Annotated in this window: 21 protein-coding genes; 13 read left to right on the top strand and 8 right to left on the bottom strand. The window is 63.9% G+C overall.

All coding sequences use genetic code 11. The annotated features are described in order from the left end of the window. Nucleotides 1-14: 14 nt before the first annotated feature. From U5709_RS03445 to U5709_RS03410, 8 genes are all read left to right on the top strand, one after another. On the top strand, nucleotides 15-638 hold the full coding sequence (locus U5709_RS03445) for a cyclodeaminase/cyclohydrolase family protein (RefSeq protein WP_321970778.1): 624 nt from the start codon (nucleotides 15-17) through the stop codon (nucleotides 636-638). A gap of 1 nt (nucleotide 639) precedes the next feature. Then, complete coding sequence (locus U5709_RS03440; protein WP_321972787.1) at nucleotides 640-1497, top strand: bifunctional 5,10-methylenetetrahydrofolate dehydrogenase/5,10-methenyltetrahydrofolate cyclohydrolase; 858 nt, start codon at nucleotides 640-642, stop codon at nucleotides 1495-1497. After that, complete coding sequence (locus U5709_RS03435; RefSeq protein WP_321970776.1) at nucleotides 1494-2318, top strand: formate/nitrite transporter family protein; 825 nt, start codon at nucleotides 1494-1496, stop codon at nucleotides 2316-2318. The genes U5709_RS03440 and U5709_RS03435 overlap by 4 nt, the downstream gene beginning before the upstream one ends. A 4-nt stretch (nucleotides 2319-2322) precedes the next feature. After that, the gene (gene folE / locus U5709_RS03430; protein WP_321970775.1) at nucleotides 2323-2955 is read left to right on the top strand and encodes a GTP cyclohydrolase I FolE; all 633 of its coding nucleotides are present in this window, start codon (nucleotides 2323-2325) and stop codon (nucleotides 2953-2955) included. A gap of 19 nt (nucleotides 2956-2974) precedes the next feature. After that, nucleotides 2975-4381 carry a bifunctional folylpolyglutamate synthase/dihydrofolate synthase gene (locus U5709_RS03425; RefSeq protein ID WP_321972786.1) on the top strand — a complete coding sequence of 469 codons (1407 nt, stop codon included), beginning with the start codon at nucleotides 2975-2977 and terminating at the stop codon, nucleotides 4379-4381. Between the two features lie 81 nt (nucleotides 4382-4462). Next, on the top strand, nucleotides 4463-4894 hold the full coding sequence (locus U5709_RS03420) for a zinc ribbon domain-containing protein (protein ID WP_321970773.1): 432 nt from the start codon (nucleotides 4463-4465) through the stop codon (nucleotides 4892-4894). Between the two features lie 291 nt (nucleotides 4895-5185). After that, nucleotides 5186-6949: a threonine--tRNA ligase gene (thrS, locus tag U5709_RS03415; protein ID WP_321972785.1), complete on the top strand. Its 1764-nt coding sequence runs from the start codon at nucleotides 5186-5188 to the stop codon at nucleotides 6947-6949. Between the two features lie 11 nt (nucleotides 6950-6960). Continuing rightward, nucleotides 6961-7287: a hypothetical protein gene (locus tag U5709_RS03410; protein ID WP_321972784.1), complete on the top strand. Its 327-nt coding sequence runs from the start codon at nucleotides 6961-6963 to the stop codon at nucleotides 7285-7287. Between the two features lie 72 nt (nucleotides 7288-7359). Here U5709_RS03410 and U5709_RS03405 read toward each other — a convergent pair whose 3' ends face one another. The 3 genes from U5709_RS03405 to pfkB all read right to left on the bottom strand — a co-directional run bounded on the left by U5709_RS03405 (nucleotide 7360) and on the right by pfkB (nucleotide 10503). Beyond that, nucleotides 7360-8124, bottom strand: coding sequence for a DeoR/GlpR family DNA-binding transcription regulator (locus U5709_RS03405; RefSeq protein WP_321972783.1), 765 nt, complete (start codon nucleotides 8122-8124; stop codon nucleotides 7360-7362). A 129-nt stretch (nucleotides 8125-8253) separates the two neighbouring features. Continuing rightward, nucleotides 8254-9522, bottom strand: coding sequence for a zinc-binding dehydrogenase (locus tag U5709_RS03400; protein WP_321970769.1), 1269 nt, complete (start codon nucleotides 9520-9522; stop codon nucleotides 8254-8256). A 48-nt stretch (nucleotides 9523-9570) separates the two neighbouring features. Then, nucleotides 9571-10503, bottom strand: a complete 933-nt coding sequence (pfkB, locus tag U5709_RS03395) for a 1-phosphofructokinase (RefSeq protein ID WP_321970768.1) — start codon at nucleotides 10501-10503, stop codon at nucleotides 9571-9573. Between the two features lie 294 nt (nucleotides 10504-10797). On the opposite strand from pfkB, the gene U5709_RS03390 reads away from it, so the two are divergent. From U5709_RS03390 to U5709_RS03375, 4 genes are all read left to right on the top strand, one after another. Further along, on the top strand, nucleotides 10798-12657 hold the full coding sequence (locus U5709_RS03390) for a PTS mannitol transporter subunit IICBA (RefSeq protein WP_321972782.1): 1860 nt from the start codon (nucleotides 10798-10800) through the stop codon (nucleotides 12655-12657). Between the two features lie 400 nt (nucleotides 12658-13057). Continuing rightward, entirely contained in the window at nucleotides 13058-15679 is a 2622-nt protein-coding gene (adhE, locus tag U5709_RS03385; RefSeq protein WP_321972781.1) for a bifunctional acetaldehyde-CoA/alcohol dehydrogenase, read from the top strand. A gap of 108 nt (nucleotides 15680-15787) precedes the next feature. After that, complete coding sequence (locus U5709_RS03380; RefSeq protein WP_321970765.1) at nucleotides 15788-16558, top strand: aminoglycoside phosphotransferase family protein; 771 nt, start codon at nucleotides 15788-15790, stop codon at nucleotides 16556-16558. Nucleotides 16559-16637: 79 nt separating this feature from the next. Continuing rightward, entirely contained in the window at nucleotides 16638-17264 is a 627-nt protein-coding gene (locus U5709_RS03375; protein ID WP_321970764.1) for a hypothetical protein, read from the top strand. Between the two features lie 230 nt (nucleotides 17265-17494). Here the strand turns inward: U5709_RS03375 and U5709_RS03370 are convergent, their stop codons facing one another. From U5709_RS03370 to U5709_RS03355, 4 genes are read right to left on the bottom strand one after another with little or no spacing between them, the layout of a single operon-like run. After that, nucleotides 17495-18022 carry a dihydrofolate reductase gene (locus U5709_RS03370; protein WP_321970763.1) on the bottom strand — a complete coding sequence of 176 codons (528 nt, stop codon included), beginning with the start codon at nucleotides 18020-18022 and terminating at the stop codon, nucleotides 17495-17497. Nucleotides 18023-18046: 24 nt separating this feature from the next. Further along, nucleotides 18047-18895 carry a thymidylate synthase gene (gene thyA, locus U5709_RS03365; protein ID WP_321970762.1) on the bottom strand — a complete coding sequence of 283 codons (849 nt, stop codon included), beginning with the start codon at nucleotides 18893-18895 and terminating at the stop codon, nucleotides 18047-18049. Next, nucleotides 18895-19314: a (deoxy)nucleoside triphosphate pyrophosphohydrolase gene (locus U5709_RS03360; protein WP_321970761.1), complete on the bottom strand. Its 420-nt coding sequence runs from the start codon at nucleotides 19312-19314 to the stop codon at nucleotides 18895-18897. The genes thyA and U5709_RS03360 overlap by 1 nt, the downstream gene beginning before the upstream one ends. Before the next feature lie 4 nt (nucleotides 19315-19318). Then, complete coding sequence (locus U5709_RS03355) at nucleotides 19319-20035, bottom strand: acyl-[acyl-carrier-protein] thioesterase (protein WP_321972780.1); 717 nt, start codon at nucleotides 20033-20035, stop codon at nucleotides 19319-19321. Between the two features lie 100 nt (nucleotides 20036-20135). Between U5709_RS03355 and U5709_RS03350 the strand changes: the two genes are divergently transcribed. Then, nucleotides 20136-21182, top strand: coding sequence for a Gfo/Idh/MocA family oxidoreductase (locus U5709_RS03350; protein ID WP_321970759.1), 1047 nt, complete (start codon nucleotides 20136-20138; stop codon nucleotides 21180-21182). A gap of 15 nt (nucleotides 21183-21197) precedes the next feature. Here the strand turns inward: U5709_RS03350 and U5709_RS03345 are convergent, their stop codons facing one another. Continuing rightward, nucleotides 21198-22169, bottom strand: a complete 972-nt coding sequence (locus U5709_RS03345; RefSeq protein ID WP_321970758.1) for a diacylglycerol/lipid kinase family protein — start codon at nucleotides 22167-22169, stop codon at nucleotides 21198-21200. Nucleotides 22170-22232: the final 63 nt, after the last annotated feature.

Below are 22232 nucleotides of genomic sequence, written 5' to 3'. Positions count from 1 at the left end.
ATTAGGAGTTTGATATGTCTTTAACTGATCTGAGCTGCGACGCGTTTAGCAAGAAGCTCTTCTCAAAGGAGCCGGTGCCGGGCGGCGGCGGCGCGGCGGCCCTCGCAGGTGCGCTCGCCGCGTCCCTCGCCGGCATGGTGGGCAACTACACGAGCGGCAAGAAGGCCTACGCCGCCTACGAGCCCGAGATCCAGGCCGCGCTCGCCGCGTCGGAGGCCTCGCGCGCCGCGCTTATCTCGCTCGTGGGTGAGGACGCCGAGGCGTTCGAGCCGCTGAGCCGGGCCTATGGCATACCGAAGGGCGCCGAGGGGCGCGAGGAGGCGCTCGATGAGGCCACCCGCTCGGCCCTCCTGCCGCCTCTCAAGATGGCGCGCGAGATCGCCTTGCTCGTCGACGAGCTCGAGGTCCTCGGCGAGAAAGGCTCAAAGATGCTGCGCTCCGACGTTGGCTGCGGCGCTTATCTCGCCGCGGCCGCCCTGCGCTGCGCCGCGATGAACGTCTCCGTGAACACCCGTTCGCTCGCCGACCGCGCCTATGCCGCCGAGGTCGATTCCGAGGTCGCTTCCCTGCTCGAGGCGGCCGACCACGCAGACGCCCTCGGCGCGGCTGTGGCCGCGAGCTTTGTTAAGGAGGACTAACGTGGCTGAACTCATGCTCGGCCTGCCCGTCGCCAAGGCGATCAACGAGCGCCTGGCCCCGCGCATCGAGGCCTTGAAGGCCGTCGGTACCATACCTAAGCTGGCCATTGTTCGCGTCGGCGCGCGAGAGGACGACCTCTCCTACGAGCGCGGCGCCCTTAAGCGCTGCGCCGCGCTGGGCATCGAGGCGGAGGTCATCGAGGTTTGTGCCGACGAAGCCACGACCGAGTCGATGGTCTCTGCGCTTGAGGACCTGAACGCCCGCGGCGACGTCCATGGCGTCCTCATGTTCCGCCCGCTGCCGAAGTCGATCGACGAGGCCGCTGTCTGCGCCGCGCTCGCGCCGGAAAAGGACCTCGACTGCATGACCCCGACGTCGCTTCTCACCACGCTCTCGGGCCGCGGCGCGGGCTTCGCGCCCTGCACGGCCGAGGCAGTGGTAGAGCTCCTGGATTTCTACGGTGTGGAGCTCGACGGCGCGAACGTGACCGTCATCGGGCGCTCGCTCGTCATCGGCAAGCCCGTATCGATGATGCTGCAGGCAAGAAACGCCACCGTGACCATGTGCCACACGCACACCCTCGATCTCGCTGCAGCCTGCGCCGCCTCCGACGTCGTGGTGGCGGCCGCCGGCCATGCCCGCACCGTGGGCGCCGATGCCGTCCGCGAGGGCCAGGTCGTCGTGGACGTGGGGATCAACTGGGACGAGGCCACAGGTAAGCTTGTGGGCGACGTCGACTTCGACGCGGCCGAGCCCAATGTCCGTGCCATTACCCCGGTGCCGCGCGGCGTCGGCTCCGTGACCACGGCGGTTCTTGCCAAACACCTGGTGGAAGCAGCAGAAAGGACCCTCTCATGAAACTGAGCGAGAAACCCTCCTCGTCCTACAGCGGCGCGATGACGCCCGCGTCGATCGAGCTCAAGGCCGAGCGCGTCGCCGCCACAAAGGCCGCCACCGAGCCCGCGCCTGCCTTCGCGCTCGCCATCCTTGCGGGCCTCTTCGTCGCCATGGGCGCCACCTTCATGCTCGTCGTCAAGTGCGACGGCACGCTGCCCTTCGCCGCCACGCAGCTCCTCGGCGGCTTCTCCTTTACCCTCGGTCTCTTCCTGATCCTGGCCGCGGGAGCCGAGCTCTTCACGGGCAACTGCCTCATGGTCATGGGGCCGCTCTCAGGCCGCTTCGGCTGGGGCGGCCTGCTCAAGAGCTGGCTCGTCGTCATCGTCGGCAACCTCGTGGGTTCCGTGCTCGCCGCGGCCCTGCTCATCGGGGCCGACGCGGCTTCTGCCAACGGTGGCGCCTTCGCGCAGGCGGCCATCTCGGTCGCCACGGCCAAGACGTCGCTGCCCTGGCTCACGGTGTTTTTCCGCGCGATCCTCTGCAACGTGCTCGTTTGCCTGGCCGTCTGGTGCGGCCACGCCTCCACGAACGTCGCGGATAAGTTCTTCGCCGCGCTGCTGCCCGTCATGGCCTTCATGGGCGCGGGCTTCGAGCACTGCGTGGCCAACATGTTCTTCTTGCCGTACGCACTGATGCTGCAGGCCACAGGCGTGGCCGGCGCGGTCACGCTCGGCGGATGCGCAATGAACCTCTCGGCCGCCATCCTCGGCAACGCCGCCGGCGGCGCTGCGCTCGGTGCCGCCTACTGGTTTGTCTACGGACGCAAGAGGGGAAAGGAGTAGGCGCATGTCCGAGCAGCTCAACGCTGAAGGCCACACCAGTGCGACCGTGCAGGTCAAGCTTGGTCACTCCCGCCCCATCGACAAGCCCCGCATCGAGGCCGCGGTCCGCGAGTTCCTCATCGGCATCGGCGAGGACCCCGACCGCGAGGGGCTTCTCGGCACGCCTGACCGCGTTGCGCGCGCCTGCGAGGAGGTCTTCGGCGGCCTGCAGGAGGACCCAGGCGCCTACCTGCGAAAGCAGTTCCATGAGCCCGGTAACGAGGAGATGGTCGTCGTGCGCGACATCCCCTTCTCCTCTATGTGCGAGCACCACCTGCTGCCCTTCGTCGGCAAGGCGCACGTCTGCTACATCCCGCGCGACGGCCACGTGACCGGCCTCTCCAAGATCGGCCGGTGCGTGAGCGGCTATGCGCATCGCCCGCAGCTGCAGGAGCGCCTTACGGGCCAGATCGCCGACGCCGTCGTCCGCGAGCTGAACCCGCTCGGCGTCCTCGTCGTTCTTGAGGCCGAGCACACCTGCATGACCATGCGGGGCATTCGCTCGGCCGGCGCCGTCACCGCGACCTCCGCCGTGCGCGGCTGTTTGCGTGAAATAAAGACCAGGCAGGAGGCCATGCGCCTCATTCAAGGCCGCTGACGCCCCCCGAGGAGATTCTATGTACCAGGTTCCGTTCGAGTTCGAGGCCCTCGACTACGAGGGGTCGCTCGCAGAGCTGCACTCGGCCCTGCGCTTCGGCATCTGCCCCATGCTCGAGACGGTCGAGGACATGCTCGCCGAGCTCGCCGACCCCGACCTCGCCTTCGATTGCGTGCAGATTGCCGGGACGAACGGCAAGACCTCGACCTCGCGCTACACGGCGGCCATCCTCGCCGGCGAGGGCAAGAGGTGCGCGCTCTACACCTCGCCCGAGCTCGTGAGCTACACCGAGCGGATGGAGGTCGCGGGCACCCCGGTGTCCGAGGCCGATTTCGCCTACGGCATCTCGGCGGCCGCCGAGGCGGGCCGCCGCGTCAACGCGCGCCGGGCCGCAGCCGGCGAGCGCCCCTATGACATCACCGAGTTCGATACCCTGACTGTGGCCGCCATGGTCGTCTTCGCGCGCGCGGGCGTCGACGTCTGCGTGCTCGAGTGCGGCATGGGCGGCCGCTGGGATGCGACCTCCGCCGCCAAGTCCATCAGGTCGGTGGCCGTGACCGGCATCGGGCTCGACCACATTCGCGTCCTCGGCGACACGCTCGAGGCCATCGCCGGCGAGAAGGCCGCCATCATCAAGCCGGGGCGCACCTGCGTGTTGGGCAGCGGCTGCGCCGAGGCCCCCTCGGTCGAGGCCGTTTTCCTTGAGCAGTGCGCCAGCGCCGGCGTGACTCCGACGCTGGTGCTCGAGACCCCGGCCGACGACGCCCAGACCCCGGCCGACGACGCCCAGGCCCCGGCCGACGCGGCCCTCCCTCGCGCGGCCTTCCGCGTGACCAAGCGCCCCTCCCGCCTCGGTGCCCCGCTCGAGCTCGACGTCACGACCTCGCGCGCCGACTATCACGAGCTCGCGGCGCTGAAGCCCAGCTATCAGGCCGCCAACATCGCCTGCGCCGTCGCGCTCTGCGAGGACCACCTCGGCCGCGCACTCGATGCCGAGAAGCTCTACCAGAGCGTCATCGCCTGCCCGACCCCCGGCCGCTTCCAGCTGCTGCGCCCCGAGCCGCCGCTGCTCATCGACGCCTGCCACAACCCCCAGAGCGTCCAGGCATTCCTCGCGAGCCTTTCCGAGATCACCTTCGTCGACGGCTCTGAGCCTCTCCTTCTGTGTGCCGTTCTCGCCGACAAGGACGTTAAAGGCATCGTTGAGCAACTTAGCCCGCGCTTCCCAAAGGTTGCCTGCACCCAGACCTCCTCGCCGCGCGCGCTCGCCGTCCGCGAGCTGGCCGAACTCTTCCGCGACGCTGGCTCCGAGATCGTGGGGGAGTACGCCGACGTGCCCTCCGCTTTGTCCGCACTCTGTGAAGAACCGCTCATTGTATGCGGTTCCATAACTCTTGCGGGAGAGGTCGCCGCCGAGTTCGCATAAGCTCTGCTACAATACAGTCGTTTGTGCTTGCCAGGTGTCCCGGCAACGTGCGTTGATATAGATAACGAAGGGGTCCCACTTATGTCGGAACTGATCGACCAAATCCTTACGCCTGAGGTCCGCATGGTCCTCTACCTGATGGTTGTTTGCGTCGTCATGCTTTACATCCTGTCCATCGTCTACGTCGTGCGCGACGCCCAGCGCCGCGGCGCCGAGCCTTGGTGGATGTGGGCCATCATCTCGGCCATCCCCATCGTCGGCCTGCTCGCCTACGTCATCCTGCGCCCAAGCTCCTACATCATCGACCGCGAGGAGCAGGACCTCGACATCGCGCTTCGCGAGCACCAGCTCTCGCACTACGGCATCTGCCCCAAGTGCGCGGCGCCCATCGACCGCGACTTCGTCGTCTGCCCGATCTGCAACACGCAGGTGCGCAACGTCTGCCCGACCTGCCACCGTCCGCTCAACGCCGACTGGAAGGTTTGTCCCTACTGCCGCACTCGGATCCAGTAGCCCAACGTGACGAACAAGCCCCTGCTTCGGCAGGGGTTCTTTTGTTGCGTGGGTTTCTAGCAGCGATTATTTGTGGTAAACCTATACATGTTGAGCAACGAAAGGTCCTGCAGCATGTTGAACATTCCCGCGCTCGTCGCGCGAACTAACACTATCTAGGCACCTGCCCCACACCCGCGGCCAGCGAAGCCGTGTGGCAGGCGCCACATATCGCCCCCGATGCCGCAAGGCGCCGACGGGCGTTTTTCGTGCTGAGCACCCGCGTCACGTATTCGAGGGAGAGTTTTTCAAATGAAGATCCTGCAAAACGACGGTCAGGTCATCGAGTGCCCCGAGGACGAGGTCACTCACGTCGTCCGTCACTCCGCTGCACACATCATGGCCCAGGCCATCGCGCGCCTGTACCCCGGCGCCGACTTCGCCTACGGCCCCGCGACTGACAATGGCTTCTATTATGACGTCGACCTGCCCGAGGGCGTCAAGGTGAGCGAGGATGATTTTGCTGCCATCGAGGCCGAGATGAAGAAGATCGTGAAGGAGAACCTTAAGTTCACGACCTTCGAGCTGACCCGCGACGAGGCCGTCAAGCTCATGAAGGAGCGCGGCGAGAAGTACAAGGTCGAGCACATCGGCGACCTCGCCGACGATGCCCGCATCACCTTCTACCAGCAGGGCGCCTACATCGACATGTGCGTCGGCCCCCACATCTGCTACACCAAGGCGCTCAAGGCCTTTAAGCTCACGGGCGTTTCCGGCGCTTACTGGAAGGGCGATAAGAGCAACAAGATGCTCACCCGCATCAACGGCACCGCCTTCGCCACCAAAGACGAGCTCGACGAGCACCTGCGCCTCATCGAGGAGGCCAAGAAGCGCGACCACCGCAAGATCGGCCGCGAGATGGACCTCTTCATGATGCGCGACGAGGCCCCCGGTTTCCCGTTCTTCCTGCCCAACGGCATGGTCCTCAAGAACACCCTTCTCGACTACTGGCGCGAGATTCACCACGATGCCGGCTACGTCGAGATTTCCACTCCGATGATCATGAACAAGCAGCTGTGGAAGACCTCCGGTCACTGGGACCACTACAAGGACAACATGTACTCCACGATCATCGACGACGAGGAGTACTGCGTTAAGCCCATGAACTGCCCGGGCGGCGTTCTGGTCTATGCGGCCAAGCCCCACTCCTACCGTGAGCTGCCCATCCGTGCCGGTGAGATTGGCCTTGTGCACCGCCACGAGATGCGAGGCGCCCTGCACGGCCTCTTCCGCGTGCGCTGCTTCAACCAGGACGATGCGCACCTGTTCGTGCGCCCCGACCAGCTTACCGACGAGATTGTGGGCGTCGTCAACCTGATCGATTCCGTCTACCAGAAGTTCGGCTTCAAGTACCACGTCGAGCTCTCCACCCGCCCCGAGGACTCCATGGGCTCCGACGAGGACTGGGAGCGCGCCGAGCAGGGCCTCAAGACTGCCCTTGAGCAGCTGGGCATGGACTATGAGCTCAACGAGGGCGACGGCGCCTTCTACGGCCCCAAGATCGACTTCCACCTTGAGGACTCGCTCGGCCGCACCTGGCAGTGCGGCACCGTGCAGCTCGACTTCCAGATGCCAATCAACTTCGACCTTGATTACGTGGATGCCGACGGCGAGAAGAAACGCCCCATCATGCTCCACCGCGTGTGCTTCGGCTCCATCGAGCGCTTCATCGGCATCCTGATCGAGCACTTCGCCGGCAAGTTCCCCACGTGGCTCGCGCCCGTGCAGGTCGACGTCCTGCCCGTCTCCGAGAAGAGCCGCGAGTATGCGCGCGGCGTGGCCGAGAAGCTCGACGCCGCCGGCATCCGCGTGAAGCTCGACGAGCGCGACGAGAAGATCGGCTACAAGATCCGCGAGGCGCGCTCCATCGACCGCGTGCCCTACATGCTCATCCTCGGCGAGAAGGAGGTCGAGGCCGGAAACATCTCCGTGCGCGACCGCACGAATGAGACCGTCCCCATGGACGTCGACGCCTTCGTCGAGCAGCTCAAGGCCGAGATCGCCGAGCGCCGCTAGGCTTCAGGGCCGTGGAACTCAAGAAGACAGACGAGAAGGGCCCCGATCTCGGGGTCCTTCTTTGCATGCAGGAGCAGATGGGGGCGGGGGAGTGGCGTATGCGCTCCGACGCGGCCCAGGTCATCGCCAACTACCTGCGCTGCCACCCTAAGGTGGCCGAGGTCCGCTACCCGGGTCTCACTAGCGACGCGAGCTATCACGAGGCGTCGTGCACCCTGCGCGGAGGCTTCGGGCCTTATGTATGGCTGCGACTCGGATCGCAGTGGTTCGTCCTTGACGCGACCGCTGAGGACGTCAAGGACCAAGTCCTCGACCTCGAGCGCATCCTCAGCAAATAAGACGAAGGGATAGTTCCTTTGTCAACAACGGGCTGTCCCACTTGTCAACAAAGGGGCTGTCCCCCTGTCTTATCAGAGTATCTCGACGTCGGCTTCCTCGCAGCTCTTGAGAAAGTGCTCCGAGAGCTTCCCGTCGGACACGACCACGTCGACGTCCTCGAGACGGCAGATCCTGAAGGTGCTCTTCTGGCCGAGCTTCGTCGAGTCCATGAGGACGACGGTCTTCTCGGCGCGGGCGATGAGCGCGCGCTTGAGGGCCGCCTCGTCGTCGGACCCGCAGGCGAAGCCCGTCGCCGATGCATAGGACGTCACGCCAAGGAAGAGCACGTCGAACGAGAGGCCCGAGATCCCCTCGATTGCCTTGCCGCCGTTCAGGCTCATGGAGTAGCGGTTGAGCGTTCCGCCGACGACGATGGTCTTGAGCTCTCCCAGGCGCGCGAGCTCGGCGGTGCAGCTCAGGCTGTTGGTGAAGGCGATGGCCCGCGTGTCCTCGATCGAGCGGGCGAGCTCTGTGGTGGTCGTGCCCGAGTCGAGGAAGAAGGTCGTGTTCGGGCGAACGAGGCCCGCGGCTTTTTTTGCGATAACGGCCTTTGCCTCGGTGTTTCTTGCCTGCCTGTTGAGCAGCAGGTCGTCGGTGCCTACGACGTACTCGACCGAGCGGGCGCCGCCGTGGGTGCGTACGATGCGCCGCTCGGCGTCGAGCGTCTTTAGATCCGTGCGCAGCGTCATATCGGACACTTCCGAGAAGTTTGCTTTTACCTGCGCAAATGTAACCGTGCCGAGCGAATTGACCAGCTCGACGATAGCGTCGCGGCGCTCGTTCATGTTCTGTGACACGTATGCCTCGATTCGGTCTTGCCCATCTTTCGGGCTCAGTAATCTGCTTCGCCCATTCTAGCAAGGCCCCGAAGCATCGTCGCCTCGGGGCCCCTTGCGGTTTTATTTCGAAAGCTGGCGTTTCCGCGATTAGTCGATGGCGTCGAAATTGGCGAGCAGATAGCGCTCCGCCTCGGGGCACCACAGGCCGTTGTTGCCCTCGACGATGTCGGCGAGACCGGCGTAGCGCTCGTCGTCGGCGGCCTTCTCGCGAAGGTCGGTGAGGGCGGTCAGCGGCATCGAGACATGCGTGTAGATGAGCTTCTTGCCGCCCGGGATCTTGGGCAGGTTGAGCGTCGTCTCGGCCGCGGCGTCGAGGCCGCCCACATGCGTGACCATGACGGCGGGGTCGATGCGGCCAGCGGCCGTGAGCTCGAGCGACTCGATCTCGTCGGCGGTGTTGCCGCCCGTCGTGCCCATGACGTGCGTGGAGCCGTAGTGGACCTCATAGAAGTTCATCGGGGCCGAGAACTTCTTGTCGGTGGGGCCGGCGAAGAAGTTCAGGCAGCCGTCGCGGCCGAGGAGGTCGGCCGAGAGCGTGACCACGGGCGCCACGGGCGCGTAGCAGAGCACGTCGTCGAAGCCGGTGCCGCCAGAGATCTCGCGCAGGCCGGCCACAGGGTCCTCCATCTGGCCGTTATTGGCAAAGACGAGGTCGATGCCGCACTCCTCCTTGATCTTCTCGGGCGGGAAGAGGGACGCCGCGCGGTCCAGGCGCTCCTGGTTGATGTCGGCCACGACGACGAGGCCGGGCTTGCGGTCGCAATGCAGCGCATAGGTGAGCGCGCCCAGGCCCATGGGGCCCGCGCCCGCGACGATGGCGAGCTTGCCGCCCTCACGAATGCCCATCTCGTGGGTGTAGACGCCCATCTGGGTGTGGTAGGCCGCGTGGAAGGCTCCGATCGAGCAACTCATCGGCTCGGCGAGCGATGCCTGGTAGTAGGCCTCGCCGGTGTAGGCGAGCAGGCAGTCGCACTCCATGACCTCGGCGGGCAGGATGCAGTAGGTCGCGTCTCCGCCGCAGAACTCATAGGAGTAGCCGGGGCTCCACATGGTGCCCTTGTAGTTGAGGGCAGGCTGGATGGTGAACTTCTGGCCGGGCTTGAAGCGGTCGGCCCACTTGGCGCCGACCTCGACGATGTCGCCCGCGAACTCGTGGCCCATGATGGCGGGGTGATCGGCCACGTCCTCGTGGACGCGCTTGTGGTCGGTGCCGAGGGTCGCGCACTTGTAAGTGGACATGCAGATGGAGTCGCTCACGACCTTGACGAGGACCTCGTCGTCGGCTATCTGCGGGAGCTCGAAGTCATCCATGCGCAGGTCGTTCGCGCCGTGAAGGCGTACTGCTTTGGCTTTCATGATGAAACCTTTCGGATTGGTGGGGGAGTGGCCACGGTTGTTTTTTTGTTAGGCGAGCTCCTCGATGGTTACCTGGTCGATGAGGCCTTGGACGGCCTCGAGCTCGGCCGCCTGCGTGCCGGAGCACATGACGTTGGCCGACCCCGTCGCCACGGCGAGGCGCGCCGCCTCCTCAAGGGGCATGCCGAGGCCTTCTGCATGGGCAAGCGCTGCGACGACGGAGTCGCCCGCGCCGACCGTGGAGCCGACCTTGACCTTCGGCGCGTGGGCAAAGAGGACACGCGCGGCCGTAACGAAGAGGGCGCCCTCGCCGCCCATGGAGACGACGACCCGCTCGATGCCGGACCCAACGAGCTCCTTGGCCGCGTCGACGATCTCGCCCACGTTCTTCAGCTCATGCCCTACGAGCCCTGCGAGCTCGTGGTCGTTCGGTTTGATGAGGTAGGGGCGGGCCTTCAGGGCGCGGCGCAGCGGCTCGCCGTCGGCGTCGAGGAAGACCTTCGCGCCGAGCGAGCGCAGGCTCTGGACCAGCAGAGCATAGGTGTCCTCGCTCGCCCCCTTGGGAAGGCTGCCCGCAAGGACGACAACGTCGCCTTGCGAGACCCCATCGGTGAGGTGTTTCGCGAAGGCCGCGAGCTCAGTCGCCGAGACCTGTGGACCCGGCTCGTTCACGTCCGTGTTCGTGTGGTTTCGCGGGTCGACGATCTTGAGGTTCGTGCGAGTCTCACCGGCCACCTCGAAGGCGCGGGCCTCGATACCCATGGCCTGGATCGCCTGCTCGATCTTCTTGCCGGTCTGGCCCGCGAGAAGCATATGGGCGAGTGAGGCGGTCCCCAGCTTCGCGCAGACTTTGCTCACGTTGATGCCCTTGCCGCCCGCGTCCTCGCGGAGCTCGGTGATACGGTTCACCGCGTCGATCGCGAAGCCGCCCACGGTTGCCGTTTTATCAAGCGCGGGGTTGAGCGTGACGGTGTGCAGCATTGCCTCTCCTTTCGTGACGACATCGAATAGTTGTTGCGGCGAAAGTCAAAACAGATATTAACGCATACAAAACTGTTGTCAAGAAAGTGTCTGAACTTTTGAAATGATGGTCAATTTCGACCGTTTACCGCTTAACAGCCACCGTCCGCAGCTATTTCAATCTATTTAGAAGACTGTTGAAACGAAAGTCGTTATTGTTTGTTGTCAGCGAAGCGAAAGTCACGCGCCCCGGCGCATACTAGTAAAGGAGAGGATCGCCGCACGTCGGCGACCATAGTTAGGAAGGGAAAGGCCATGTCATCTGTTCGAGACGGTCTCTCTCGGTTCGGTAAGTTCCTGAGCGGCATGGTGATGCCCAACATCGGCGCCTTCATCGCCTGGGGTTTCCTCACCGCGCTCTTCATTTCGACCGGCTGGATCCCCAACGAGGGCTTCGCCAGCGTCGCGAGCCCCATGCTCACCTACCTGATCCCCGTGCTCATCGCCGCTCAGGGCGGCTACCTCGTCGGCGGCGACCGCGGCCGCATCGTCGGCGCCATCGCGGTTATCGGCTGCATCGCCGGCGCCCCCGACACTACCATGCTCATGGGCGCCATGGTAATGGGCCCCGCGGCCGGCTGGCTCATCAAGAAGTTCGATGAGCTCATGGACGGCCGCACGCCCGCGGGCTTCGAGATGCTCATCGACAACTTCTCCGTCGGCATCCTAGGCATGCTGCTCGCCATGCTCGGCTACCTGATCATCGGCCCCGTGATGAACGCCATCCTTGCCGTCCTCATGGCCGGCGTGGATGTCCTGGTCCAGTACAGCCTGATGCCGCTGCTTGCCATTTTTATCGAGCCCGCCAAGGTGCTTTTCCTCAACAACGCCATTAACCACGGCATCTTTACCCCGATCGGCATCACGCAGGCCCAGGAGACCGGACGCTCCATCATGTACCTGCTCGAGGCCAACCCCGGCCCCGGCCTCGGTGTGCTTCTTGCCTACTGCTTCTTTTGCAAGGACGCCAAAACCCGCCAGTCCGCCCCCGGCGCCGTGATCATCCACTTCCTCGGCGGCATCCACGAGATCTACTTCCCGTACGTGCTCATGAACCCCAAGGTCATCATTGCTCCCATCGTGGGCAACATGGCCGCCATCGCCTGGTTCTCGTTCACGGGTGCCGGCCTCACCTCCGCGGCTTCCCCCGGCTCGATCATCGCCGTGCTCTCCATGGCGCCGGCCGACTGCATGGTCCAGGTCATCATCGGCGTCGTGCTCGCCTGCGCGGTCTCGTTCATCATCGCGACGCCGATCGTTCGCTCCGCCCAGGCCGCCGATCTCGACTCCGCGAGCGAGAAGATGCGCCAGATGAAGGGCTCTGCCGAGGCGGCCGTCGTCTCCGACACGAAGGGTGGCCTCATCGTCTTCGCCTGCGATGCCGGCATGGGCTCCTCCGCCATGGGCGCCACCCGTTTCCGCAACCGCATCAAGGCCGAGCGCCCCGATCTCACCGTCAAGCACTCGAGCGTCGACACCGTGCCTGCAGAGGCCGCCATCGTCGTCTGCCAGCGCGTCCTTTCCGAGCGTGCTCGCAGGAGCGCTCCCAACGCTCAGATCGTGACCATCGACAACTTCCTGGACGACCCCGCGCTCGACTCTCTCTACGACTCGCTGACCAGGCTTTCCCGAGCCTCCGAGCTCAAGGAACCGGCTGTCACGGCCGCGTCCGTCGCGCCCGCCGAGGACAAGCCCTCGCTCTCCATCTCCCGCGACGACATCCAGCTCGGCTGCGGCAGCGTCGACCGCGAGAAGTCTATCCGCGACTCCGGCGCCCTGCTCGTCTCGCGCGGCTACGTCGAGGCCCCCTACGTCGACGCCATGGTCGAGCGCGACCGCCTCACCAGCGTTTACATCGGCATGGGCATCGCCATCCCGCACGGCACGAACGACGCCAAGGAGAGCGTCATGCGCACGGGCGTCGTCCTGCAGCAGTACCCCGCGGGCGTCGACTACGACGGCGAGAGCGCCCAGCTCGTCTTCGGCATCGCCGGCAAGGGCGAGGAGCACCTCGAGGTCCTGGCCAACATCTGCCGCATCCTGGAGGACGAGGAGGTCCTTCAGAAGATGAAGACCACCGACGACATCGACTGGGTCCTGAGCGTCCTTTCGTAACATAACGCCGGCGGGGCCCTGAACCGTCCTGCGCCCCGCCGGAATAAGACGAAGGGGCAGTCCCTTTGCGGACAGACTGGACTGCCCCCTCTGTCCGCATATAGGGAAAGAACTGTCCCTCTGTCCTATTCCTCGCGGCAATCGAAGCGCTTCAATTGTTTTCAGCCCCTTATCAGGGCCTTAGAGCAATTGGTTTCACTCCAAAAGAACCGCATTTCACTGGACTGTTTTGTGCAACTGTCTCAAACTTGTAATTGGCGAAGGGTTCCTAATCGCCCGCGAACGGTACCTAGATATACTTGATTTGGTGTGTATCGGGCAAAAGGAGCCAGTCGCACTGTTCGCTCGTCTTCTGTTGGACCGACGCCGACCGGCGCCGGCCTGAGGAATTGGAGGAAGCATGGCAAAGAAGACCGTAACCGTCATCGACAGCGTCGAGGCGCTGCAGGAGCGCATGAAGTCTATGCGCGAAGCGCAGGCCGAGTACGCCAAGTTCACCCAGGAGCAGGTGGACAAGATCTTCTACGAGGCCGCTATGGCCGCCAACAAGCAGCGTATCCCGCTGGCCAAGATGGCCGTCGAGGAGACGGGCATGGGCATCGTCGAGGACAAGGTCATCAAGAACCACTACGCGTCCGAGTACATCTACAACAAGTACAAGGACATGAAGACCTGCGGCGTCATCGAGGACGACAAGGCCTTCGGCTACAAGAAGGTCGCCGAGCCCATGGGCATCGTGGCCGCCGTCATCCCGACCACCAACCCCACCTCCACCGCCATCTTCAAGTGCCTGCTGGCCCTAAAGACCCGCAACGCCATCCTCATCTCGCCGCACCCCCGCGCCAAGGCCTGCACCGCCGAGGCCGCCCGCATCGTGCGCGACGCCGCCGAGGCCGCCGGCGCCCCCAAGGGCCTCATCGACTGGATCGCCGTGCCGACCCTCGACATGACCGCCACCCTTATGCACGACGCCGACATCATCCTGGCCACCGGTGGCCCGGGTATGGTCAACGCCGCGTACTCATCCGGCACCCCTGCCCTGGGCGTCGGCCCCGGCAACACCCCGGTCATCATCGACTCCACGGCCGACGTCAAGCTCGCCGTCAACTCGATCATCCACTCCAAGACCTTCGACAACGGCATGATCTGCGCCTCCGAGCAGTCCGTGACCGTCCTCGCCGACATCTACGACGAGGTCAAGGCCGAGTTTATGGCCCGCGGATGCTACTTCCTCAAGGGCGCCGAGCTCGATAAGGTCCGCGAGACCGTCATCATCAACGGCTCCGTCAACGCCAAGATCGTCGGCCAGAGCGCCTACAAGATCGCCCAGATTGCCGGCGTCGAGGTCCCCAAGTCCACCAAGGTCCTGATCGGCGAGGCCACCTCCGTCGAGCCCTCCGAGGCCATGGCCCACGAGAAGCTCTCCCCGGTCCTCGGCATGTACAAGGCCAAGACCTTCGACGAGGCCATCTCCAAAGCCGAGCGCCTGGTCGCCGACGGCGGCTACGGCCACACCTCCTCGCTCTACGTCAATGTCAACGAGACCGAGAAGATCCAGAAGCACTACGAGGCCATGAAGACCTGCCGCGTGCTCATCAACACCCCGTCCTCGCAGGGCGGCATCGGCGACCTCTACAACTTCAAGATGGCGCCGTCCCTCACCCTTGGCTGCGGCTCCTGGGGCGGCAACTCCGTCTCGGGCAACGTCGGCCCGCAGCACCTCCTCAACTACAAGTCCGTCGCGGAGAGGCGTGAGAACATGCTTTGGTTCCGTACCCCCGAGAAGATCTTCTTCAAGAAGGGCTGCATGCCCGTGGCCCTGCAGGAGCTCTCCGAGGTCTACGGCAAGAAGCGCGCGTTCATCGTTACCGACTCCTTCCTCTACACCTCCGGCTTCACCAAGAAGATCGAGGCCTCCCTTGACGAACAGGGCATCACTTACACCTCGTTCTGGAGCATCTCGCCCGACCCGAAGCTGCAGGACTGCCTGAAGGGCCTCGAGCAGGTTCGCGCCTTCGACCCCGACTGCATCATCGCCATCGGCGGCGGCTCTGCTATGGATGCCGGCAAGATCATGTGGACCATGTTCGAGCACCCGGAGGAGAAGTTCGAGGACATGGCCATGAACTTCATGGACATCCGCAAGCGCGTCTACAAGTACCCCAAGAGCGGCGAGAAGTGCTTCTTCGTCGCCATCCCGACCTCCTCTGGTACCGGCTCCGAGGTCACCCCGTTCTCCATCATCACCGATGCGGAGACCGGCACCAAGTGGCCGCTGGCCGACTACGAGCTCATGCCCAACATGGCCATCGTCGACACCGACAACATGATGACCCAGCCCAAGGGCCTGACCTCTGCCTCCGGTATCGACGTGCTCACCCACGCCCTCGAGGCTTACGTCTCAGTCATGGCCTCCGACTACACCGACGGCCTCGCCCTTCGCGCTATGAAGCTCGTCTTCACCTACCTCCAGCGCGCCTACGACAACCCCAACGACGTCGAGGCCCGCGACCACATGGCCAACGCCTCCTGCATGGCCGGCATCGCCTTCGCCAACGCGTTCCTGGGCGTCAACCACTCCATGGCCCACAAGCTCGGCGCTTACCACCACATCCCGCACGGCTGGGCCAACGCCGTCATCCTTACCCGCGTCATGCGCTACAACTCCGCTGAGCGCCCGGCCAAGATGGGCACCTTCCCGCAGTACGACCACCCCAAGACGCTGGCCCGTTACGCCGAGGCAGCCCGCTTCTGCGGCGTCACTGGCAAGACCGACCAGGAGGTCTTCGACAAGTTCTGCCAGAAGATCGAGGAGCTCAAGGAGGGCGTGGGCGTCAAGAAGACCATCGCCGAGTTCGGTGTCGACGAGAACTACTTCCTCGAGACCCTCGATGAAATGTCCGAGAACGCCTTCAACGACCAGTGCACCGGCGCCAACCCGCGCTACCCGCTGATTTCCGAGATCCGCGAGCTCTATCTCGACGCATACTACGGCCGCGAGGCTTCCACCTACGAGGATTAAGACCGCTCAATGGACGAAGGCGGCCGATTGCCGCCTTCGTCCTGGCTTCCTCGCGCTGCATTCCTAAAATCGGTTCCAAACGTTGCCCATATAAGGAGGCAGTTCCACATGGTTATCTCCGACAACAAGACCATTCTCGTCGAGCGCGCCGAGAAGGTCGTTTACCAGGACGGCGACCGCGTCGTCAAGTCCTTCAAGGCCGCCAAGCCCGCTTCCGACGTTCTCAACGAGGCTCTGAACCTCGCCCGCATCGCCGAGGCCGGCGTCGCCGCCCCGAAGGTCCTCGAGGTTTCCCCAACTGCCGACGGCGGCTGGGCTCTCGCCACCGAGTTCGTCCCCGGCACCACCGTCCGCAAGCTCATGGACGAGGCCGAGGGAGACAAGAAGGCCGAGATTCTGGCCAAGTTCGTCGACCTGCAGGTCCAGGTCCAGAACACTCAGGCACCCGCACTTCTCACCAGTCAGCGCGCTAAGTTCAAGACCATGATTGCCAAGGTCAAGGACATCGACCCCAGCTCCCGTTACGAGCTCGAGATGCGCGCCGAGCGCATGCGTGGCCACAAGTACATCTGCCACGGCGACTTCAACCCGTCCAACGTCATCCTCGGTGAGGACGGTTGTGCCTACGTGTGCGACTGGGCGCACGTTACCCGCGGCCTGCCTGAGGCCGACGCTGCGATGACCTACATCCTCTTCAAGATGTACCATGCCGAGCTGGCTGAGGCTTATCTCGACCTTTACTCCGAGAAGGCCGACATGCCCAAGCAAAAGATTATGTACTGGGTGCCCGTCGTCGCCGCTGCCGAGCTGGCCCGTGGCCGCAAGGACTCCGAGGAGATGCTCAAGAGCTTCGTCGAGGCGACGAACGACTACGAGTAAGAGCTTCATTTAGCTTTACTATAGGGAGGGCCGGGCAACAACTGTCCGGCCCTCCTTTCGTATGTTTGGAGTATTGAGTATGAAGCGCCACCTATATACACTCTGCTGCATCCTCGCTGCGTTTGTGTTGGTATTCAGCCTAGCCGGCTGTAAGTCCGAGTCCGACAAGGTGAAAGAAGCCCTACGCCCGGCACTCGAGTCGTACGCGCATGCGACTGAAGACGACAAGAAGGGCGAGGTCACCGACCCAGACTACGGCGACTCCGAGACCGCCTCGGTCCTTACCGCCTATGGAGTGGACATGAACAAGCTCCACGAGCTCTGCTTCGCCCGCTTCAGTTACGAACTCGGTGACGCGTCGGTCTCCGACGACGGCATGTCCGCCACGGTCCCGGCTAAGATTACCAACGTGAGTCTGGCCTCTGCAGCCAAGAACGCCTCCTCCGATTACGCCTCATACGCCAACTCAGACGAGGCCGCAAGCGCCTATGCCGAGAACGGCCACAAGGCCCTCCTCGCGCACCTCTTCGATCTGCTCTATGCCCACCTCCAGTCCGACGACACCGTGACGACTGAGGTGACACTCACCCTCTCTAAGAACGATAACGGTGACTGGACCTTCGACAAAACCGGCAATGTCGCCTTCTACAACGCCCTCTACGGCGGCTCCAACGTCCTCGAAGGCCTCGCCTCCGCCTTGAGCTAGTCAACTGTTTGTACGATGGGCCCTCGGGTAGTGGCCACTACCCGAGGGCACTCTATTTGAATATCCCTGCCCAGTGCAGCAACTTCGATTTCTCACAGCTTGAACCTTCGACGCGACAGAGAGAATCCCCCAACTGGCCTTCTCGGCGATTTCGCGCAGCGAGCGAACGAAGCGAGCGTTGAGCCGAGCAGGCCAGTTGGGGGGATTCTCTCCACCCTCACGTAGATGCGCTAAAGCAGCCGCGCGTACGTAATGAAATCGAAGTTGATGCCGTTCTCTGTTTGTCCGCCATGCTCACACTGGCGCGTGAACCACGAGTCGTCCTCGTCCAAGTCGGGGAAGAACGTGTCGGCCTTGCGCTTGCAGTGGTTCTTGGTCACATAAGCTTCGCTGCAAAGCGGGACCAGCGCCTCATAGACCTGCCCGCCGCCGATGACCCAGACCTCGTCGTCGCCTTTCACGAGCTCGAGCGCCTCCTCGATGCTGCGCGCCATCTCGACGCCCTCGGGGTTGTACGACTCGTCGTGCGAGACGACAACGTTGCGGCGGTCCTTAAGGGGCTTGGAGCCAGGGAAGCTCTCGAGGGTCTTTCGGCCCATGAGCACGGTGTGACCTGTGGTATGGGCGACGAACGACTTCATGTCGACGGGATTCTTCACCAGCATGTCGCCCTTGAGCCCGATGCCCCAGTTATCGCAAACGGCGACGATGGCCTTGAGGTTGGGCAGGGGAGTTACCTGCGGTTTATTTGCGCTCATGGAGCCTCCTTTGCGTCTGTGGCGTTAAACGGCAATAGGGATGTTCTTGACCTGCTGACCGAAGGTATAACCCTCTACGATCAAGTCTTCGGTCGTGAAGGCGTAGAAGTCATCGACCTTGGGGTTGAGGCTGACCTTCGGCGCGTCGTACTGCGGGCGGCCGATAAGCTCGCGGATCACATCGACATGGCGGTCGTAGATGTGGGCGTCAGCGATCATGTGCACGAGCTCGCCGGCAATCATGCCCACGGACTGCGCGATCATCATGAGCAGTATCGCGTACTGGCAGACGTTCCAGTTGTTGGCGGCGAGGATGTCCTGGCTGCGCTGGTTGAGCAGCATGTTGAGCGTGGGCCTGTCGTCGCCTGCGCGCCGGGTCACGTTGTAGGTCACCGAGTAGGCGCACGGGTAGAGGTTCATCTCGCTGAGGTCGCTGAACACGTAGGTGTTCGTCATGATGCGGCGGGAATAGGGCGTCTCGCGCAGGTCGTAGAGCACCTTGTCCATCTGGTCGAAGTCACCCTGGGGGTAATGAGACTTCACGCCGATCTGGTAGCCATAGGCCTTGCCGATGGAACCGGACTCGTCTGCCCACTCGTCCCAGATGTGGCTCTTGAGGTCATGGATGTTGTTAGACTTCTTCTGGTAGATCCACAGGACCTCGTCCATGCAGCTCTTGAGGGCGGTGCGGCGCAGCGTGAGCGCGGGGAACTCCTCGCGAAGGTCGTAGCGGTTGCAGACGCCGAACTGCTTGATGGTGTAGGCGGGGGTCCCGTCCTCCCATTTGGGGCGGACCTTCTGGCCTTCGGTCGTGGTGCCGTTCTGGATGATGTCCTCGCACATGGCGCAGAAGATCTGGTCGGCTTTGCTCATTAGAGGTGCTCCTCTGCAAAGAACATGTCCCAGAACATGCCGAGCTTAAGCGCGAGCTCATGGTCGGCGGGCAACCAATCCACGCACGTGAGCTGGTCTTTATTGACCCATTTGAGCTCTGAGTGCTCGCGCGGCTCGGGTGTGACGCTTGGCGCCAGCGTGCAGACGAAGGCCTCCATCGAGAGGTGGAAGTCGGGATAGTCGTGCTCGACCGCGTCGAAGGGGAGGACGAGCTGCAGCTTGCAGCCCAGCTCCTCGTCGATCTCTCGGCGAAGGGCGTCCTCGGCAGACTCGCCGTCCTCGACCTTGCCGCCGGGGAACTCCCACGCGGGACCGTCGCTCACGTCGGCGCGCTTGGCGGCGAGTACCTCCTTGTTATTGTTTTGGATGATGGCGCAAGCCACACGGATGGTGTTCATTCGTCTACCTTTCCTGGAGTCGGACGACGGCGTAGGCGTTGCCGTCGGGGTCGTTGAGCGAGACGTCGTGGCCGCCCTCGCAGGCGTATACGACGGGGGCTACGGTGTCGCCGAGGCGCGCCATGCTTCGGTATTGCACGCTCAGGCGGGCAAGGGGTGCCTCGATCCCGAGCTCGGAGAGAGCGTCGATAGCCATGAGGACGTACTGGGCGTTGTTCACGTGCTGGTTCGTATCGAGGTGCTGGGCGCTCACGAGGGTGGGGGAGCACGCTGTGCCCTTGCCCCCGCACTTGAGCTTGCGGGCGAGCTTGGGCATATCGAGGCGCGGGGTGTCCTCGAGATAAAAATCCTGCGTCTCGGGGATGCGGGCGACCTTGTTCTCATTCAGTTCGTAGATGAACCACTGCGAGTCAGCGCGGACGAGCGCCTCGCCGTTTTCATCGGTTATCTTAAAATTGCGCAAGGCGTGCAGGCGCTTCATCTCGTAGCACCAGGTCGAGATGGCGATGTTCTCGCCGTATTCGGGCAGGCGCCTCACCTCGATCTGCCAGGCGGCGAGGATCCAGCCGAAGCCCTTGCGGCCGAGCTCGCGGATGCCCTCGCCGCGGTCCTCACAGTGAAACGTCGAGCAGTCCTGAAGGTAGTTGATCATGGGAACGACGCCGAGCCGTCCGTTCTCGTCGCATTCGCTGTAGCGGACGCGGCTCTCGAATGAGTACATGGGGCCTCCTAGTGTGTTGTCTCTTGTATTATCAGGGAAAGACGGCGGGGCTGCGACGGGGATACGCCGGCACTCGCAAATCAACTGATTAGGAGGGGCCATGGGGAAGGTCAGGTTCGCGACCATCGGCACGAGCGGCATCTGTGAGCGATTCTGCGACGCATTGGTGCAGGTCGAGGGTGCGGAGCTCGTGGGTTGTTATTCGCGCAGCGCCGAGAAAGCAAAGGCGTTCGGGGAGCCTCGCGGGGCCGAGGTCTTCTTCGATGACCTCAATGAGCTCGCCGCGAGCGACGCGGTGGACGCGGTCTACATCGCCTCGCCGAACTCGCTTCATGCCGTGCAGGCAATGGCCATGGTCGAAGGCAGCAAGCATGTGCTCGTCGAGAAGGCCTTCGCATCGAATGAGGCCGAGGCCAGAGGCGTGTTCGGCGCAGCTGAGAAGCGCTGCGTCGTCGCCATGGAGGCCATGCGCAATCTGCACACACCGGGGTTCTGCGCGGTGGAGCGGGCGATGACGGAGCTCGGCCAGGTTCGTCTCGCCGATTTCTGCTTCTCAAAGGTGACCTCGCGCATCGCCAAGTTCCGCGCGGGCGAGCGCGTGAACATCTTCGACCCGAGGATGGCCGCGGGCGCCCTCATGGATATCGGCATCTACTGCGTGGCGCCGGCAGTGGCCCTCTTCGGCGCGCCCGAGCGCGTGGCGGCTGTGGGGTGCACAGGCGAGGTCCCCGACTCGGAGGAAGGCGACCCTTGCGCGAAGATCGACCTCTCCGGCGTCATCGCGCTCGGCTATGCCGACAAGAGCGTGAGCCTCACCTATGGCAAGCTCTCGGACGACCACATCGCGTGCCAGGTGCAAGGTGAGCAGGCGACCCTCGTTTTCGACGAGGTCTCTTGCCCGTCTAACCTGCGGATTTACGACCACATCGACAAAGGCATGGTGTATAGGGCCGTATCCGGCGAGTGCCGCGAGGTCCCGTCCTCGACGCCCGAGAACGACATGGTCTGCGAGATCGAGGACTTTGTGGCGGCCATCGGCGGCTCTGGCGCCGAGAAGCGCTTCCGCGACATAACCTTGGCCACCCTCGCCGTCATGGACGAGGCGCGCCGTCAGATGGGCGTCGTTTTCCCGGCCGACCTCGAGTAGGCGGCGAGCTGCGCTTTATTTGGGAAACGCGGTATCCTCGACCTCCCCGAACTTGGGCTCAGGCGCCTCTTGCTTGCCGTAGCCGCTCATCGGGTCGACGATTAAGCGGGCCGCGCCGGGGTCGGCCTTCGCTTCGAAGCAGGTGGTGAGGCCTTCGCAGACCTCACCGTCGACCTCGACGGGCATGGGCTCGCTTGCCTCGACGCGGATGCTCGCCCCCGAGAAGCTCTCGATGTGGGGGCGCCCCGTCTTAGCGCCCTCGCGGTCAAAAATGCCGTGGAGGATAGGCCTCACGAGCTGCGCCGCGTTCTCGATCTCGACGACGATGACATCCAGCTTGCCGTCATCCATACGGCAGCCCGCGACTATGCTGATGTCGTTTTGGATCATGGCGTTGTTCGCGACGAGGCACATGATGCCGCGGCGCTCGTGGACATCGCCGTCGACGGTTATCTTGAAGTCGCAGATCTTTGGGTGCGGGTTCTCGAGGGCGGCCGCGTAATAGGCCGCCTCTCCGAGCGCCTTCTTGTTCGGCAACGCTGCCGCCATGAGCTGGGCGTCGTAGCCCATGCCGGACATGAGGGCGAAGCCGCGCTTCTCAGTAGCGCCCTCGCCATCGACCCAAGATATTCTTCCAAGGTCGAGGTTTGCCGTCGCGCCGACGCGGCAGGCGCGCGCGAGGGCCTGCGGCTCCATCGTGTTACCGAGGTTCGCGCAGTACAGGTTGGCCGTCCCGGACGGGAAGGCGCATACGGGGACGCCCGTGTGCGCCAGCGCGTGGAGCACGCTCGCCACGGTGCCGTCTCCTCCGGAGACCACGACTACGTCGAAGCCGTCGGCGTCGCGGACGGCGTCTTTGGGGTCGAAATCGTGGGCGAGCATGCGGAATACGCATTCGTCGCCCGCCTTGACCAGCGCTCGCTGGAACTGGAAGATGGCATCGGAGCCGAATCCCGACCTCGGGTTATGGACTATGAGGGTACGCACGGCTTCCACCTTTCGCGCCGGCACATCTTACGTATGATGGTTCAAGCGGCATCGCGTGCCGCC

The organism is Paratractidigestivibacter sp. (assembly GCF_963660155.1).
In the GTDB taxonomy this organism is placed as follows: Bacteria; Actinomycetota; Coriobacteriia; order Coriobacteriales; family Atopobiaceae; genus Paratractidigestivibacter.
Note: the sequence above shows the minus strand (reverse complement) of the source record. Positions and strands in the feature narration are given on the sequence as shown.

What these genes read in the sequence shown, in the direction of transcription:
- U5709_RS03425 (WP_321972786.1), top strand. Translation starts at nt 2,975, where the DNA reads ATGTACCAGGTTCCGTTCGAGTTCGAGGCCCTCGACTACGAGGGGTCG.
- thrS (WP_321972785.1), top strand. Translation starts at nt 5,186, where the DNA reads ATGAAGATCCTGCAAAACGACGGTCAGGTCATCGAGTGCCCCGAGGAC.
- U5709_RS03390 (WP_321972782.1), top strand. Translation starts at nt 10,798, where the DNA reads ATGTCATCTGTTCGAGACGGTCTCTCTCGGTTCGGTAAGTTCCTGAGC.
- U5709_RS03375 (WP_321970764.1), top strand. Translation starts at nt 16,638, where the DNA reads ATGAAGCGCCACCTATATACACTCTGCTGCATCCTCGCTGCGTTTGTG.
- U5709_RS03355 (WP_321972780.1), bottom strand. Translation starts at nt 20,035, where the DNA reads ATGTACTCATTCGAGAGCCGCGTCCGCTACAGCGAATGCGACGAGAAC.
- U5709_RS03350 (WP_321970759.1), top strand. Translation starts at nt 20,136, where the DNA reads ATGGGGAAGGTCAGGTTCGCGACCATCGGCACGAGCGGCATCTGTGAG.
- adhE (WP_321972781.1), top strand. Translation starts at nt 13,058, where the DNA reads ATGGCAAAGAAGACCGTAACCGTCATCGACAGCGTCGAGGCGCTGCAG.
- U5709_RS03445 (WP_321970778.1), top strand. Translation starts at nt 15, where the DNA reads ATGTCTTTAACTGATCTGAGCTGCGACGCGTTTAGCAAGAAGCTCTTC.
- folE (WP_321970775.1), top strand. Translation starts at nt 2,323, where the DNA reads ATGTCCGAGCAGCTCAACGCTGAAGGCCACACCAGTGCGACCGTGCAG.
- U5709_RS03360 (WP_321970761.1), bottom strand. Translation starts at nt 19,314, where the DNA reads ATGAACACCATCCGTGTGGCTTGCGCCATCATCCAAAACAATAACAAG.
- pfkB (WP_321970768.1), bottom strand. Translation starts at nt 10,503, where the DNA reads ATGCTGCACACCGTCACGCTCAACCCCGCGCTTGATAAAACGGCAACC.
- thyA (WP_321970762.1), bottom strand. Translation starts at nt 18,895, where the DNA reads ATGAGCAAAGCCGACCAGATCTTCTGCGCCATGTGCGAGGACATCATC.
- U5709_RS03380 (WP_321970765.1), top strand. Translation starts at nt 15,788, where the DNA reads ATGGTTATCTCCGACAACAAGACCATTCTCGTCGAGCGCGCCGAGAAG.
- U5709_RS03420 (WP_321970773.1), top strand. Translation starts at nt 4,463, where the DNA reads ATGTCGGAACTGATCGACCAAATCCTTACGCCTGAGGTCCGCATGGTC.
- U5709_RS03370 (WP_321970763.1), bottom strand. Translation starts at nt 18,022, where the DNA reads ATGAGCGCAAATAAACCGCAGGTAACTCCCCTGCCCAACCTCAAGGCC.
- U5709_RS03400 (WP_321970769.1), bottom strand. Translation starts at nt 9,522, where the DNA reads ATGAAAGCCAAAGCAGTACGCCTTCACGGCGCGAACGACCTGCGCATG.
- U5709_RS03435 (WP_321970776.1), top strand. Translation starts at nt 1,494, where the DNA reads ATGAAACTGAGCGAGAAACCCTCCTCGTCCTACAGCGGCGCGATGACG.